A 14,012-nucleotide genomic window follows, 5' to 3' on the forward strand; every position below is an offset into this window, starting at 1 on the left:
TCGTTCCCGATTGGGCGTAAAGCCCTGCCGCGGCCTGCTCTCGCCCCTACGCTGGGTGCCGTGCATGATCACGCTCCCGGCATCCGTGGTGCGAGCAACCGTCGCCTGCTGACGGCCTCGCTCACGATCACCTCGGTCGTTCTCGTCGTTCAGGTGGTCGGTGCGTTCCTCAGCGGCTCGCTTGCCTTGCTCGCCGACTCCGTCCACATGCTCACGGATACGGCGGCCCTAGTGATTGCTCTGATCGCGAGTATCGTCGCGGCACGGCCCGCCACCGACCGGCAGACCTACGGTTACCAGCGAGCTGAGGTGTTCGGCGCCCTGATCAACGCCGTCCTGCTGATCGGTCTGTCGGCGTGGATCGTCGTGGAGGCGATCCAGCGCCTGATCGATCCGGGAGAGGCCGAGGTGCGCGGCGGCATCATGCTGATCGTCGCGGTTGTCGGACTTCTTGCCAACGCCGCGGCGATGTGGCTGCTCTCTGCCGCGCAGCGTACGAGCATCAATGTCCGCGGCGCCTACCTCGAGGTGCTCGGCGACCTTCTGGGGTCGGCTCTGGTCATCGTCGCAGCGATCATTGTGCTGATGACCGGCTGGCAGCCAGCGGATGCTGTCGCGTCGCTGCTGATCGCGGCACTCATCGTGCCGCGCGCGGTCGGGCTGCTGCGCGAGGTCTTCCACGTCCTGTCGGAATCGGCGCCGAAAGGCACCCACGTCGCCGAAATCCGCGAGCACATCCTCTCGGCAGAGGACGTCGTCGCCGTGCACGACATCCACGTGTGGCAGCTGACCCGGGGAGCTCCCGTCTTCACCGCTCACGTCGTCATCGACCCGGATGCCATCGCGGCTGGGCGATCGGGTGAGATCCTCTCGCGCCTGCAGACCTGCCTTGCCTCGCACTTCGACGTCGAGCACTCGACCTTCCAGCTCGAGCCCGCGGGCCACGTCGATTCGGGCGACGCCACGCACGCCTAGGGGCTGTCCTCCCGCACGACGGTGTCGGGGGAGCGATCGGGGCGAAGCCCGCGCCAGCGGGCGTGGCGCAGGATGCCGCCGGGTGTGAACTCGGCGAACTCGACGTCGCCGACGAGCTCTGGCCTCACCCAGATCGCATCCTGTGCGTCAGCCTCCGGCACGCCGACGAACGGATTCTCGTCGTTCCCGAGAGGGGCGAGCAGGCGCCCGAGGGCCGCAAGCGCGGCATCCGAGAAGCCCGTACCGACGCGTCCCGCGTACCGTAAGCCATCCGGACCCGGGATACCGACCAGGAGCGATCCAATCGCTCCCGACCTGCCACCCTGACCGGGCCGGATGCCGCCGATGACGACATCCTGGGTGCGGGTGAACTTGATCTTGAGCCAATCGGGCGAGCGCTCGCCCGGCCGGTAGCGCGACCCGGGGTTCTTGACGACCACCCCCTCGAGGGCGGCCTCGCGTGCCGCGTCTAGCGTTGCTTCCAGATCGTCGAAGACCGGCGGGACCGCAACGCGTTCGCCCGCCCCATCGGCAAGACGCTCCAGCAGTGCGCGGCGATCACGCAGCGGCAACGCCGTCGCATCCCGCCCGTCGATCTGGAGCAGATCGAACAGGTAGTACCTCACCGGCGTGCGCGCGGCCTCGCGGACGATCTCGGCCAGATTCGCGAGGTTCATCCGCTTCTGCAGCAGCGGAAAGCTCGGTCTGCCTTTTTCATCCAGCGCGACGATCTCGCCGTCGACCACGCACGGCGCCTCGCCCAGCGCAGCATCCTGCAGGTCGGGATAGGTCGCTGTCAGGTCGTTGCCGCTGCGGGCGCGGAGGGTGAGGGAGGTTCCATCCCAGGTTCCGACAGCACGGATGCCGTCCCACTTCATTTCCACCCAGGGCTCGCCTCCCCAGCGGGCGATCGCCCCTGCGGCAAGCCCTGGCGTCGACAGGGTTGCAAGCATCGGGGCAACCCTGTCGTCACGCTTGGGGGACTCACGTGGTTCGGGAACCGCGCGTGCCGCGGGCTTCTTCGCAGTGGGCGCGTCCTTCATCCGGTGGAGGAGCCACTGCGACTTCTCGCCCTCGCCGGCGGTACGGATGAGCGCGAACCGCGCGTCATCCATGGCTTCGCCGGGCGTGCCGTGGGTACGGAAGATGACCTCGTCGGCGCGCCACTTCTCGGTCTCGTAGGTGCCCGTGTCCCACACCGTCATGGTCCCGGCGCCGTACTCGCCCTTCGGGATGGTGCCGTGAAAGGTCAGGTACTCGATCGGGTGGTCTTCGGTCATCACGGCGAGGTTGTTGCGGTCAGGAGTCTCGGGGATCCCGTGTGGCACCGCCCAGCTCACCAGCACGCCGTCCTTCTCCAGACGCAGATCGAAATGCAGGCGCGACGCGTGATGCTCCTGCACGACGAAGCGCGGCGGATCACCCTCGCCACGGGCGGTCGGCCGGGCGCCGACATCCGGAACCGGCTCCGGGGTTCTCGCAGCATCGCGCTTCTCGCGGTAGCGATCCAACGAAGCGGCAGCCGACGCACCGAAGAACGGTGCCATCCCCGCTGCCGCACGCTCGAGAACCTCCGAGAAGAGCAGCTGCCGCAGATCCGGTTCGGCGAGCTCATCCCAGGTGCGCGGCGCTGCCACGGTGGGATGCTCGCGCCCTCGAAGCGAGTACGGGCTGATCGTCGTCTTCTTGCCGTTGTTCTGGCTCCAGTCCAGAAAGACCCTTCCCGCACGTACCGCCTTGGACATGGAGCTGACGACCAGATCCGGATGATCCGCCTCGAGCGCACGAGCTAACTCCCGCGCCAGGTTCGAGGCGGATTCGCTCGTGAGGGTTCCCGGAAGCGGCGCGTACAGATGGATGCCTTTGCTGCCGCTGGTGACAGGGATGCTCTCCAGCGACATCCCGCGCAGAATCTCGCGCACGAGCCGAGCAACCTTGGCGCACTCGGCCAGACCCATACCGGGTCCCGGATCGAGGTCGAGGACCAGCCGATCCGGATTCGCCGGTGATCCGTCTGCGGCGAAGCGCCATTGGGGCACGTGGAGTTCGAGGCTCGCTACCTGCCCGAGCCACACGAGCGCCGCCTGCGAATCGATGAGCGGGTATGTCTTCGTTCCGGAGGAGTGCTCGATGGGCATTCGGGGGAGCCACTCGGGAGCGCCGCGCTCGAGATCCTTCGTGAAAAACGACATGCCCGGATGCTGCGCGTCGCCCACACCGTCTGGCCATCGCTTTCGGGTGACGGGGCGCCCCGCCAGCAGCGGCAGGATGGCCGGGGCGATGCGGCTGTAGTAATCGATGACCTCGCCCTTGGTGGTGCCCGTTGCCGGATACAGCACCTTGTCGAGGTTGGTGAGACGCAACCGGTGCCCCTGCACCTGCACAGTCTGCTCCCGACCCGCCATGGGCCCAGGCTAGCCCGCGGTGCCTGAGACGGGTCGGATGCTGGCACTGGGCGCCGCGAACGTGTGTACTGGTGTGATGAGGTCCATCTGGAAGGGTGCGTTGACGTTCGGACTGGTCAACGTTCCGGTGAAGGTCTATGCCGCCACCGAGGACCACGACGTGTCGCTGCATCAGGTCCATGCCGCCGACGGGGGTCGCATCCGCTATCAGCGCGTGTGCGAACTCGACGGTGAGGTCGTGCCCTACAGCGAGATCGACCGGGCCTACGACGACGGCGAGAAGACCGTCATCTTGACGAAAGAGGACTTCGCGGCGCTTCCCTCCGAACGCAGCCGCGAAATCGAGGTCGTCGAGTTCGTCCCGACCGAGCAGGTCGACGTCCTGACGCTCGACAAGGCGTACTACCTCGAACCGGACTCGAAGTCGCCCAAGGCCTACGTGCTGCTGCGCAAGACGCTGGAGCAGACCGACCGCACTGCGATCGTGCGGTTCTCGCTGCGGCAGAAGACACGGCTCGCGGCGCTCCGGGTGCGCGGCGACGTCCTCGTTCTGCAGACCCTGTTGTGGGCAGACGAGGTGCGGGAGGCAGCGTTCCCGTCGCTGAGCGAGTCGGTGAAGATCTCCGACAAGGAGCTCGAGCTGTCGGCATCCCTCGTCGAGAGCTTCTCGGGCGATTTCGACCCCGCCGACTTCGTCGACGAGTACCAGCAGGAGCTGCGGACCCTCATCGAGGCCAAGCTCGAGAAGGGGGATGCGCTCGACACCTCCGAGACGTTCGGTGAGCAGCCCGAAGACCAAGGTGGCGAAGTCATCGACCTCATGGAGGCGCTGCGCGCCAGCGTCGAACGCTCGCGAGCCGCACGCGAGAAGAAGTCCGGTTAGTCAGGACGAACCGGGAAAGGCAGCGGCGAACAGCGCGTTCGCATCGGCGGTGAGCGCCTCGGTCTGCGCGCGTAGCTCCGCCGCCTGGACTTCTTGCTCGATGATGGCAGGTTCCCGTGCGGCGAGGTCAGCGGCCAATCCGTCGAGTTCGTCGGCTCGGAAGCGCAGGTACTCTTCCCACGACGTCTGACGGCGCTCGCCCGCGAACGTCGTGAACGTCACGACGTACGACCCGCGCTCGGCCTCCGGTGTCGCCTCGAACTGGGCGAGATCACTGCTGTACCGGGTCAGCGCCTGGTCGTACCAGCTCTGGTCGGCGTTCCACTGCGCGCGTGCCTGCCCGGCCGCGGTCTCGGCCTCGGCGACCCGAGACCACGCGGCCTCGACGTCGGCCCGCACGCCGTCGAGCACGGCGATCGACGCCGCGTGCACCGCGACGAGGGCCGAGCGGTCGGCAAAGGTCTCGGCATAGAGCGACTCAAGTTCAGGAGTGAATCCGCCCTCGAGCTCGACCTGTGAGCCGAGGTACGCGAAGAGCTCGTTGCCGCGACGTGATTCGTCTGCGCCCACCGACGCCTCGATCTGTGCGAGCACCGGATCACCTTCGGGGATTCTTGCTGCTTCGGCGGCGACGAGCGCATCGACCTCCCGCTGCTGGTCAGGGCTCATGCGGCCGTAAACGGCGTGGAGCAGTTCGTGCGCGGCGAATGTCACCGTGAAGCCCGTGAGGCGCTCGTCGCCCGGCTCGAAGAGGTACATGCGATCCGTACTCGGCCGGTAGCAGCCGAGGGTCACCGCGCCGCCTTCTGCCTCGCCCCCCTGCGATGGAGAGGGGGACGGATCGGGCTCACCGCCGTGCCCTCGTTCGCACAGGGTCAGGATGTCGTCGCCGACCAGCTCTGGTTCGGTGCGATAGAACACCTCACGCCCCGAATCTGTCAGCGACATCTGATCGGCGAGCGTCGCGACTGCGGCTGACGGCTCGGGCACAGGCCCCCAGTCGCCGGGCAGATCGAGCGTCTGCGCAACCCACCCCTGAGCGGGCAGCAGCCAGCCACGCACCGGTTCAGGCAGGTGCTGAGCGAACATCACGCTCGCGCCGAGTCCGATCGCAATGACGAGCGCGCCTAGCGCAACCCACCATCCGGTGGTGCTGCGTCGCCGGCTCGGCGGATCCGACGGATGATCGTCGCCCGCCGGATCCGGTTCGTCAAAGAGGGTCATCGGGTCTCCGTAGGTGTGCGCTACGAACAGTAGCGGGCAGAGGATGGAGATCGCTGATGCTGATGGTGTCGGCATCCGTTCGTCTCGCATCGCTATCATCTGGGCGACTCGACATGACTGAACCGATGAACCACTCACCCGACCCGCCAGTGCGCTCTGGAATCGGTGGCACGCTCGGCCTGCTTGCAGCGATTCTTGTGATCGCAGGGACGCTCGTCTGGGTGTTGCTGAATGTCTCTGCGGCGGTGTCAGCTCCCGCGGGGGAGCGCGGGTCGGAGGCGCCGCCTGCCGTGGCGCCGGAACCGCCCGTCGCAGACACGGATGCTGCGGCAGACACGGTGCACGATGCAGCGACCTCGAGCCCGGCACCCATGAGCTCAGGGCCTGATCCGGCCTGGGTGGCGCGTGTAGCCGCCGCGACCGGCATCCCGGAGCGGGCCATGACCGCGTACGCGTCAGCAGCACTGGCGATCTCGACGATGCAACCCGGCTGCGGACTGGGGTGGAACACGATCGCCGCGATCGGATCGGTGGAGTCAGATCACGGGCGCCACGGGGGAGCGGTGCTCGGGACAGACGGATTCCCCGAGCCCGCCGTTCGGGGTGCCGCGCTGGACGGGAACGGGGTTCAGGCGATCCCCGACACCGATGGTGGGCGGTGGGATGCCGACACCGTCTGGGATCGCGCCGTGGGGCCCATGCAGTTCATCCCCTCGACGTGGTCGAGCTGGGGCTCAGATGGCAACGGCGACGGCGATGCCAACCCGAACCAGATCGACGATGCCGCGCTCGGCGCAGCTCGCTATCTGTGCGCCTCCGGATCGGTTGCAACCGCTGAGGCTTGGCGGGCTGCGGTGTTCAGCTACAACAACCTGGACAGCTACGTCGATGAGGTGGCTCGGCGCGCGAACGAATACGCGGCGCGCGCCGGCTGACCGACCCTTACTGAGAGTCCTCGGGGCGGTGCTCGAACACGTCGGGCTCCAGAGCCAGGTCGCGCGCTTCGGCGGCATCCGTCTCGAGCTTCTCGCCTGACGCTGCTTCTTTCCGCGACTTCCACTTCTCGCTGAAGTAGTGGTAGGCGACGACCAGCGCCGTGCCGCCGACCGCAATCAACAGGATGATGTCGATGTACTCGGTTACGAGGTCACGAACCCACGGGATGTAGGCGATGAGGTAGCCGACCATGGTGAGACCGAATCCCCACAGCAGCGCGCCGATCAAGTTGTAGAGCGTGTACCTGCGCCAGGGCATGTGTCCAACGCCCGCAGCGACGGGGGCGAAGGTGCGCACGATCGGAACGAATCGGGCGAGGATGACGGTGATTCCGCCGAAACGTTCGAAGAAGGCGTTGGTGCGCTCGACGTTGCGCTTGCTGAAGATCCCGGATTCCTTGCGTTCGAACACGGCAGGTCCGCCCTTGTGTCCGATGTAGTAGCCGACCTCCCCACCGAGGAAAGCGGCGAGGGCGATCAGCGAGCACACGACCCAGATGTTCACGCCGAAGACGTCGTTGGTGTGGGTCAGCAGCCCCGAGATGATCAGCAGAGTGTCGCCGGGGAAGAGGAACCCGATGAGCAGGCCCGTTTCGGCGAAGATGATCAGGCACACCACCAGCAGAGCCCACGGGCCTGCCGCGGAAATGATCGTCTCGGGGTCGAGCCAGGGGATGAGAGCCAGTGAGTGCACGTGGGTTCCGTCGGTGTCGGCGGTCAAGGGCGCGGCGGGATGCCTTGCGTGCGGAAGGTGGGACTTGAACCCACACGCCCGAAGGCACAGGAACCTAAATCCTGCGTGTCTGCCAATTTCACCACTCCCGCGGGTGCGATCAGTCTACTGACGCTCATTTGACGATCTCGACGTTTGCTCTCAGCGCCGAGCTCGTGGTCCGGATTCAGGGAGCCGCCGCCACGACATCGACCCCTTGCGCTGGCCGCTCCACCGCGACAGGGTGTGCAGTAAGACTGCACCAGGCAGTGTCGCTTGGCGAGAGGAAACGATGGTGACGACCGAACAGGTACAGCAGTGGCTGGATGACTACCGCACGGCGTGGGAGACGCGAGACGCGGATGCCGCGGCCGCGCTGTTCACGGATGATGCGACGTACCGCGAGCAGCCGTACGAGGAGCCGTACCGCGGGCGCGAGGGCGTGCGCGCCTATTGGACGCGCGTCACAGCGACGCAGTCAGACATCAGTTTCCGCACGGGGAGAGTGGTGGCCGCCGGTTCTCATGCGGCTGTCGAGTGGTGGGTCACGTTGCGCAATGACGGAGCCGAGGTGACGCTCGCGGGGGAGTTCTTCCTGGAGTTCAACGAGGGCGGCCTCGTGCGTCACTTGCGCGAGTACTGGCACTTCGCTCCCGGACTCATCGAGCCTCCGGCGGGTTGGGGGCAGTAGGTCGCGGGGCCGGCAACGGATTGGTCACGGTCGCGTACCCGTCGTTCGGAACCCTTGCGTTAAGTGTGGCGACACGGCAGAGTGTACGCCAGCGCTGAACACTGTCCAGGCCGGCTTTCGGGAGAGAGCCGCAGGGGCCGCCCACCGTGTACCCGATTTCAAAGGAGAAGTCATGCCACTCAGCACAGCTATTCCACGGCGAAGAGGGGTGCTCGCCGGTGCGGGGATCGCCGTCGCCGCACTCGCCCTCGCAGCGTGTTCGTCGGGCACCACCGACGCATCGGGCTCGGGAGAGACGTCGGCGCCCAGTGACGAGCCGTTGCAGATCGCCTACATCTCGTTCGCGGTCGCGAACACCTACGACGAGCCGATGCTGGCTGCCGCGCAGGAGGTCGCCGCGGCCAACAACGCCGAGATCACCGTGTTCGACGGAAACCTCGATCCGGCTACCCAGGCCACGCTCATCGAAGACGTCATCGCATCGGGCGACTACGACGGCATGATCGTGCAGCCCATCTACGGCCCCGCGATCATGGATGTCGTGGCCGAGGCAATGGATGCCGGGCTCACCGTGGTCAACATCGACCAGATCCTGGGTGAGGACTTCACCTCCGGGGCCACTCAGTTGCCGGGCCTCGCATCGAACATCGTGTTCGTTCCGACGGTTCTCGGCCAGAAGCTCGGGGAGCAGACCGTCGAGGCCTGCGCGTCGATGAACCTCGACCCCTGCAACGTCGCGTATCTGCACGACCTGAAGACCTCCAGTGTGAGCATTGCGCTGTGGGATGCCTTCAGCGAGGCGATCGCGGGAACACCCGTGACTGTCGTCGCCGAGGGGGAGACGTTCTGGAACCCGGCAGCCGCGCAGACCGCGGTGGCCGACATCCTGACCGCGAACCCCGACATCGATGCGATCGTCACCTCGGACCAGGGGCTGCAGGGTGCCGTTCTGGCGATTGGTGACTCGGGCGCGGACGTTGGTGACTACCTGCTCGTCGGGTACGGCGGCTCGCAGTGGGCCCTCGACGCGATTTCGGAAGGCATCGTTTACTCGGACGTCATCATGGCGCCTGCCACGACCGGTCGCCTGGGGATGGAAGCGATGATCGCGGCGCTGCGCGACGGCACCGACATGGGAGATGTCGACCCGTTCGCAGACTCCCCGAACAACGGGGTCATGACCCCCGACACCGTCACCCAGTTCACCGGCGAGTGGCCCGGTTGATCCATGCCGCACCAACCGGCTGACGCCGGCGTCCCGCAGCTCACCGTCGAGCTGCGGGACGTCGGCAAGTCCTTCGGCGGTCTGCCCGTCCTCCGCAATATCGACCTGACGATTCGTCCCGGAACCGTCCACGCCCTGGTCGGCGAGAACGGCGCGGGCAAGTCGACGCTCGCGAAGATCATCGCCGGCCTGTACAGCGCCGACGAGGGGGAGGTGCTCGTCAACGGCGAGCGCGTGAGCTTCGGGTCGCCCCGGGAGGCGCTCGATCGCGGCATCGCGACGATTGCTCAGGAGTTGGCTCTCGTTCCTGCCCTGTCGGTCGCTGAGAACGTCTTCCTCGGACGCGAGCCGCGGCGGATCGGGTTCATCGGTCGCAAACGGCTCGGCGCGCAGTACCGGGCACTGAGCGAACGCACCGGGTTCGACCTGCCCGCGGATGTCCCGGTGGGCGCATTGCGTACGGCCGATCAGCAGAAGGTCGAGATCATGCGCGCCCTCGCCCGGGGTGCGTCGGTCATCATCATGGATGAGCCGACGGCGGCGCTGTCGGGGGCGGATGCCGACCTGCTGCACGCCGTCGTGCGTCAACTCGCGGCATCCGGGCACACCGTCGTTCTCATCTCGCACTTCCTCAGCGAGGTGCTCGAACTTGCCGACGACATCACCGTGCTTCGCGACGGTCGCCTCATCCGCACCGGCGCCGCGGCCGACGAGACCGAGGCAAGCCTCATCGAGGCGATGCTCGGCCGGACGCTCGGCGCCGTGTTCCCGGAACAGCCTCCCGTTCCCACGACAGGCGACCCGGTGCTGACCGTGACAGATCTCGTGGCACCCGGGGTGCGCGGAGTGTCGTTCTCGGTGCGACCTGGCGAGATCGTGGGGCTCGCCGGACTCGTCGGTGCCGGTCGCAGCGAGATCGTGCACGCCATCTTCGGAGCCGCGGGCCGCCACGGCGGTTCCGTCGAGCTGATGGAGCCGGGGCGTGGTGATGGTGAGAAGCGAACTCCGGTGGGCGCGTCGGTTCCAGCCGCGCTCAACGCTGGTCTGTTCCTCATTCCCGAGTCCCGTAAAGACCAGGGGCTGGTGCTCGGGCGGTCGATCCGCGACAACGTGACGCTGTCGAACCTCGCCGCCTTCGCCCGTGCAGGATGGGTGCGCACACGTGCCGAACGCGTCGACGCGAAAGCAATGCTCGATCGTGTCACCGTCGCCGGAGACGATCGCCGCAGCGTCTCGAGTCTCTCGGGCGGCAACCAACAGAAGGTGCTGTTCGCGCGAGCTCTGCAGCGCCCCCGCGCCGTGCTCATCGCCGACGAACCGACTCGTGGCGTCGATGTCGGGTCGCGTCGTGCGATCTACGACCTCATCGTCGCCGAAGCGTCCCGGGGCATCGGGGTGATCGTCGTCTCATCCGATGTGGAAGAGGTGCTCGGGCTCGCGCATCGCATTCTCGTCATTCGCAGCGGCCGCATCGTCGCGGAGCTCGCGGGCGACGACAGAACTGAAGAAAACGTCCTCACCGCAGCCTTTGCGGATCCGATCATGAGTGGAAAATCATGACCCTGACCACCGGCACCGTGCCCACCCAAGCGCAGCAGAGCGTCCTGTCGCGCATACCGTGGCGATCGGTCGCGATCGTCGTTCCGTTCCTTGCCGTGTTCATCGCTCTCTCTATCGGAAGCCCCGCGTTCCTGTCGTTCCAGAACATCGGCAACGTGCTCGACCGGCAGTCGGGCATCCTGATCATCGCGGCAGCGAGCACCCTGGTGCTGATCGCCGGTGGAATCGACCTCTCGGTCGGTGCCACCTACATGTTCACCGCCGTCGTCTGCGGCACCGTGATCATCAAGGTCGGCGGCACCGAGGGTGCTGTGCTCGGCATCCTGGCGGGGGTCCTCTCGGGCCTTGCCGTCGGAATCATCAACGGCGTCATCAGCACGTACCTGCGGATCAACCCGCTGATCGCGACTCTGGCGATGAGCTTCATCATCCTAGGCGCGACGAAGCTTGTCTCCCAGGCAGGCAAAGAGGGCATCGGGCAGATCCGCGTCGACGTGCCCGAATTCACGTGGATCGCGAAGACCGAGCCGCTCGGGATGTCGCTGCCGATCTGGATCGCTCTGGTCGTGGTGGTAGCCCTCGGGATCGTGCTGTGGCGCACGACCTTCGGGCGCTACGTCTATGCGGCAGGCGGCAACGCCGAAGCCGCGCGACTTGCCGGCATCCGAGTCAACGTCGTCCGCATCGCGACCTTCGCGCTGACCGGTCTCGGCGCCGGGCTTGCCGGGGTCATCGACCTGGCGCGCACGCCTTCCGTCCCCGAGAACGACGCGATCGCGACGACGCTGACGTTCACGGTGCTGGCTGGCATCGTGGTCGGTGGTACCTCGATCCTCGGCGGTGAGGGTGCGGTATGGCGGACGGTGCTCGGCATCCTGTTCATCGCGATGCTCTACAACGGATTCACGCTGCTGAAGATCGATCCGCTGTTCCAGGGCATCGCGCTGGGCGCCATCATTCTACTCGCCGTCGGCTTCGACGCCTGGTCGCGGATCAAGCGCCGTTGATCGGAACTCTCAGCGCTTGGGAGCGAAGAAGAAGTAGATCAACGGGCCGATTCCGCCGAGAAGGATCACGAACGCCCAGATCGGCTTCTTGCCGTTGATCTTGTTCTCGGGACGCAGATAGAGGTCCCAGAAAGCCAGTCCCGCCCAGGCGGCGCGGATGACTCCTCCAACCAGTCCGCCGACGATTCCCGTGCCGGTCTTCCGTGCCACGTGGCTCGGCGTCTTGATGGTCATGTTCCCCGCCTTTCGGGCTCCGCATCCGAATGCTCTGGTGCCATTGTGCAACGCATGGGGGCCCGGCGATAGCGGTACCGCGGCTCGGGACCAGAGGCCCTGGTGCACTGAGACATGCGCTCGTAGGCTCGGGGCTCCGACACGGATGCGGCGCGGCCACGACGGTCATCGCTGGCGGACCCGTGCCGTGGGAGGTCCGCATGAAATACGTGCGCTGGATCTGGGCGTATCCGCTAGTCACGACTACAGCGCTGGTCCTCCTCGCCGTCGGGGTGCTGGCGGCATCCGAGCTGCCTGACGCGGCGCGGTGGGTCGCGACGGTCTGGGTCGCCGGGGTCATCGTCTGGACTCTTGTGGGCATGGTGCGCGACGTGCTGCGCGGGCACGTCGGGCTCGACGTTCTCGCCGTCACCGCGATGATCGCGACCCTCGCGGTCGGGGAGTACCTGGCGGCGCTCGTGATCGTCTTGATGCTCGCCGGCGGCGCGGCGCTCGAGGATATCGCCGGCCGGCGTGCGCGGCGCGATCTTCGTGCGCTGCTGGACAGATCACCGCGCACGGCGCACGTCGTGACCGGCGGCGAATCGGGGGCTGTCGAGAGCGTGAAGGATGTGCCCATCGATGAGGTCGCTGTTGGCGACATCCTGCTGGTGCGTCCGGCCGAGATCGTGCCGGTGGATGCCGTGCTGCTGAGCGCAGACGCGGAGTTCGACGAATCGTCGCTGACGGGGGAGAGCCTTCCCGTGCAGCGCAGCGAAGGCGACGAGGTGTTCTCGGGGGCCATCAACGGATCTCGGGCCGTGCGAGTACGAGCGACACGACGCAGCGCCGACAGCCAGTACCAGCAGATCGTCGCGCTCGTCCACGCAGCCGAGAGTTCTCGGGCGCCGGTCGTTCGCCTGGCCGACCGATTTGCCGTGCCGTTCACGGCGGTCTCGCTCGTGCTCGCGGGAACGGCCTGGGCGATCTCGGGAGACCCGGTGCGTTTTGCCGAAGTGCTGGTGCTGGCGACCCCCTGCCCGCTGCTGATCGCCGCGCCGGTGGCGTTCTTGGCGGGTCTGTCGCGAGCGGCGAAGGCCGGGGTCATCATCAAGAGCGGCGCGGTCATCGAGCAGCTCGCGCGCGTCAGCTCGGCCGCCTTCGACAAGACGGGGACTCTGACGTGGGGTCGACCCGCTCTGGTAGCCGTGCGGCCCTCGGACGGGTTCACCGCCGACGACGTGTTGCAGTTCGCTGCCTCTGCTGAGCAGTACTCCACGCACGTGCTGGCAGAGAGCGTGCGCCGCGCCGCCCTCGACCGCGGGCTCGATCTGCTCCCGGCGACTGACGCCTCGGAAGAGGCCACCAACGGCGTCACCGCATCGGTACAGGGCCGTCCGGTCACCGTCGGCAAGCCCGCCTATGTCGCGGCACTCACCGGCACGGCGGCGCGCGAGACCCTGGATGCCGGACAGGCCGCGGCCTACGTCGCGATCGATGGACGGTTCGCGGGAACGATCATCCTGGCCGATGATCCCCGGCCCGATGCGCCCGGTGTCGTTGCCTGGCTCCGAGAGACCGGTGTGAGCCGGGTTGCGATGTTCACCGGTGACGTCGGCGCTACCGCGCAGTCGGTCGCGACGGCGGTGGGGATTGACGAGGTGCACGCGGAGCTTCTGCCCGGCGACAAGGTCGAGCTTGCCGCCGGTCTGCAGCCTCGGCCGATGATGATGGTCGGGGACGGGGTGAATGACGCGCCTGTGCTCGCGGCATCCGACATCGGTGTCGCGATGGGCGCGCGCGGCGCGACTGCTGCGGGGGATGCGGCGGATGTCGTCATCCTGTTGGATGCTCTTGCCCCGGTCGCCGACGCTGTTGCGATCGCCCGCCACACTCTGCGCGTTGCGCTGACTGCGATCGGCGTGGGGATCGGGCTGAGCATTGCACTCATGATCGTCGCAATGACGGGGGTCATCCCCGCCGTCGCGGGCGCCCTCATCCAGGAACTCGTCGACGTCGCCACGATCCTGTACGCGTTGCGAGCACTCGGTGCGCCACGCGAGGTCGCGCGACCCACCGCGTCCTCGTCGGGATGACAGAGCCCGCCGCCGCCCTGTGGATA

At 67.1% G+C, this 14,012-nt stretch carries 12 protein-coding genes and 1 tRNA gene; 8 read left to right on the plus strand and 5 right to left on the minus strand.

The genetic code is table 11. From position 1 onward, the window contains the following. Window positions 1-60 precede the first annotated feature (60 nt). Window positions 61-975, plus strand: coding sequence for a cation diffusion facilitator family transporter (locus ACQVDU_RS01780; protein WP_443476137.1), 915 nt, complete (start codon window positions 61-63; stop codon window positions 973-975). Here ACQVDU_RS01780 and ACQVDU_RS01785 read toward each other — a convergent pair. Beyond that, on the minus strand, window positions 972-3,380 hold the full coding sequence (locus tag ACQVDU_RS01785; RefSeq protein ID WP_300590342.1) for an ATP-dependent DNA ligase: 2,409 nt from the start codon (window positions 3,378-3,380) through the stop codon (window positions 972-974). The two genes, ACQVDU_RS01780 and ACQVDU_RS01785, sit on opposite strands and share 4 nt — an antisense overlap. A gap of 76 nt (window positions 3,381-3,456) precedes the next feature. Here ACQVDU_RS01785 and ku point away from each other — a divergent pair, with 76 nt between their 5' ends. Then, entirely contained in the window at window positions 3,457-4,263 is an 807-nt protein-coding gene (gene ku, locus ACQVDU_RS01790; protein ID WP_443476138.1) for a non-homologous end joining protein Ku, read from the plus strand. Here the strand turns inward: ku and ACQVDU_RS01795 are convergent, their stop codons facing one another. After that, entirely contained in the window at window positions 4,264-5,487 is a 1,224-nt protein-coding gene (locus ACQVDU_RS01795; RefSeq protein WP_443476139.1) for a hypothetical protein, read from the minus strand. It abuts the gene before it with no gap. A 113-nt stretch (window positions 5,488-5,600) separates the two neighbouring features. Between ACQVDU_RS01795 and ACQVDU_RS01800 the strand changes: the two genes are divergently transcribed. Continuing rightward, window positions 5,601-6,422, plus strand: a complete 822-nt coding sequence (locus ACQVDU_RS01800; protein ID WP_300590850.1) for a lytic transglycosylase domain-containing protein — start codon at window positions 5,601-5,603, stop codon at window positions 6,420-6,422. Window positions 6,423-6,429: 7 nt separating this feature from the next. Here the strand turns inward: ACQVDU_RS01800 and ACQVDU_RS01805 are convergent, their stop codons facing one another. Both ACQVDU_RS01805 and ACQVDU_RS01810 read right to left on the minus strand, forming a co-directional pair. Next, a complete protein-coding gene (locus ACQVDU_RS01805; protein ID WP_443476384.1) occupies window positions 6,430-7,176 on the minus strand; it encodes a DedA family protein in 747 nt (248 codons plus the stop codon). A 49-nt stretch (window positions 7,177-7,225) separates the two neighbouring features. Next, window positions 7,226-7,307 (minus strand) — tRNA-Leu (locus ACQVDU_RS01810). Window positions 7,308-7,489: 182 nt separating this feature from the next. On the opposite strand from ACQVDU_RS01810, the gene ACQVDU_RS01815 reads away from it, so the two are divergent. From ACQVDU_RS01815 to ACQVDU_RS01830, 4 genes are all read left to right on the plus strand, one after another. Continuing rightward, window positions 7,490-7,885 (plus strand): nuclear transport factor 2 family protein, encoded by a 396-nt coding sequence (locus tag ACQVDU_RS01815; protein ID WP_443476140.1) that lies wholly within the window; start codon window positions 7,490-7,492, stop codon window positions 7,883-7,885. A 172-nt stretch (window positions 7,886-8,057) separates the two neighbouring features. Then, the gene (locus tag ACQVDU_RS01820) at window positions 8,058-9,110 is read left to right on the plus strand and encodes a sugar ABC transporter substrate-binding protein (RefSeq protein WP_363498129.1); all 1,053 of its coding nucleotides are present in this window, start codon (window positions 8,058-8,060) and stop codon (window positions 9,108-9,110) included. A 3-nt stretch (window positions 9,111-9,113) separates the two neighbouring features. Continuing rightward, the gene (locus ACQVDU_RS01825; RefSeq protein WP_363498132.1) at window positions 9,114-10,670 is read left to right on the plus strand and encodes a sugar ABC transporter ATP-binding protein; all 1,557 of its coding nucleotides are present in this window, start codon (window positions 9,114-9,116) and stop codon (window positions 10,668-10,670) included. Then, the gene (locus ACQVDU_RS01830; protein WP_363498135.1) at window positions 10,667-11,677 is read left to right on the plus strand and encodes an ABC transporter permease; all 1,011 of its coding nucleotides are present in this window, start codon (window positions 10,667-10,669) and stop codon (window positions 11,675-11,677) included. The genes ACQVDU_RS01825 and ACQVDU_RS01830 overlap by 4 nt, the downstream gene beginning before the upstream one ends. A gap of 9 nt (window positions 11,678-11,686) precedes the next feature. Here the strand turns inward: ACQVDU_RS01830 and ACQVDU_RS01835 are convergent, their stop codons facing one another. After that, window positions 11,687-11,911, minus strand: coding sequence for a PLDc N-terminal domain-containing protein (locus ACQVDU_RS01835; RefSeq protein ID WP_300592091.1), 225 nt, complete (start codon window positions 11,909-11,911; stop codon window positions 11,687-11,689). Window positions 11,912-12,111: 200 nt separating this feature from the next. On the opposite strand from ACQVDU_RS01835, the gene ACQVDU_RS01840 reads away from it, so the two are divergent. Further along, the gene (locus ACQVDU_RS01840; protein ID WP_443476141.1) at window positions 12,112-13,986 is read left to right on the plus strand and encodes a heavy metal translocating P-type ATPase; all 1,875 of its coding nucleotides are present in this window, start codon (window positions 12,112-12,114) and stop codon (window positions 13,984-13,986) included. Window positions 13,987-14,012 lie beyond the last annotated feature (26 nt).

The organism is Microbacterium sp. F2 (assembly GCF_052274505.1).
Lineage (GTDB): Bacteria > Actinomycetota > Actinomycetes > Actinomycetales > Microbacteriaceae > Microbacterium.

What these genes read in the sequence shown, in the direction of transcription:
- ku (WP_443476138.1), top strand. Translation starts at nt 3,457, where the DNA reads ATGAGGTCCATCTGGAAGGGTGCGTTGACGTTCGGACTGGTCAACGTT.
- ACQVDU_RS01830 (WP_363498135.1), top strand. Translation starts at nt 10,667, where the DNA reads ATGACCCTGACCACCGGCACCGTGCCCACCCAAGCGCAGCAGAGCGTC.
- ACQVDU_RS01840 (WP_443476141.1), top strand. Translation starts at nt 12,112, where the DNA reads ATGAAATACGTGCGCTGGATCTGGGCGTATCCGCTAGTCACGACTACA.
- ACQVDU_RS01785 (WP_300590342.1), bottom strand. Translation starts at nt 3,380, where the DNA reads ATGGCGGGTCGGGAGCAGACTGTGCAGGTGCAGGGGCACCGGTTGCGT.
- ACQVDU_RS01835 (WP_300592091.1), bottom strand. Translation starts at nt 11,911, where the DNA reads ATGACCATCAAGACGCCGAGCCACGTGGCACGGAAGACCGGCACGGGA.
- ACQVDU_RS01820 (WP_363498129.1), top strand. Translation starts at nt 8,058, where the DNA reads ATGCCACTCAGCACAGCTATTCCACGGCGAAGAGGGGTGCTCGCCGGT.
- ACQVDU_RS01800 (WP_300590850.1), top strand. Translation starts at nt 5,601, where the DNA reads ATGACTGAACCGATGAACCACTCACCCGACCCGCCAGTGCGCTCTGGA.
- ACQVDU_RS01795 (WP_443476139.1), bottom strand. Translation starts at nt 5,487, where the DNA reads ATGACCCTCTTTGACGAACCGGATCCGGCGGGCGACGATCATCCGTCG.
- ACQVDU_RS01825 (WP_363498132.1), top strand. Translation starts at nt 9,114, where the DNA reads ATGCCGCACCAACCGGCTGACGCCGGCGTCCCGCAGCTCACCGTCGAG.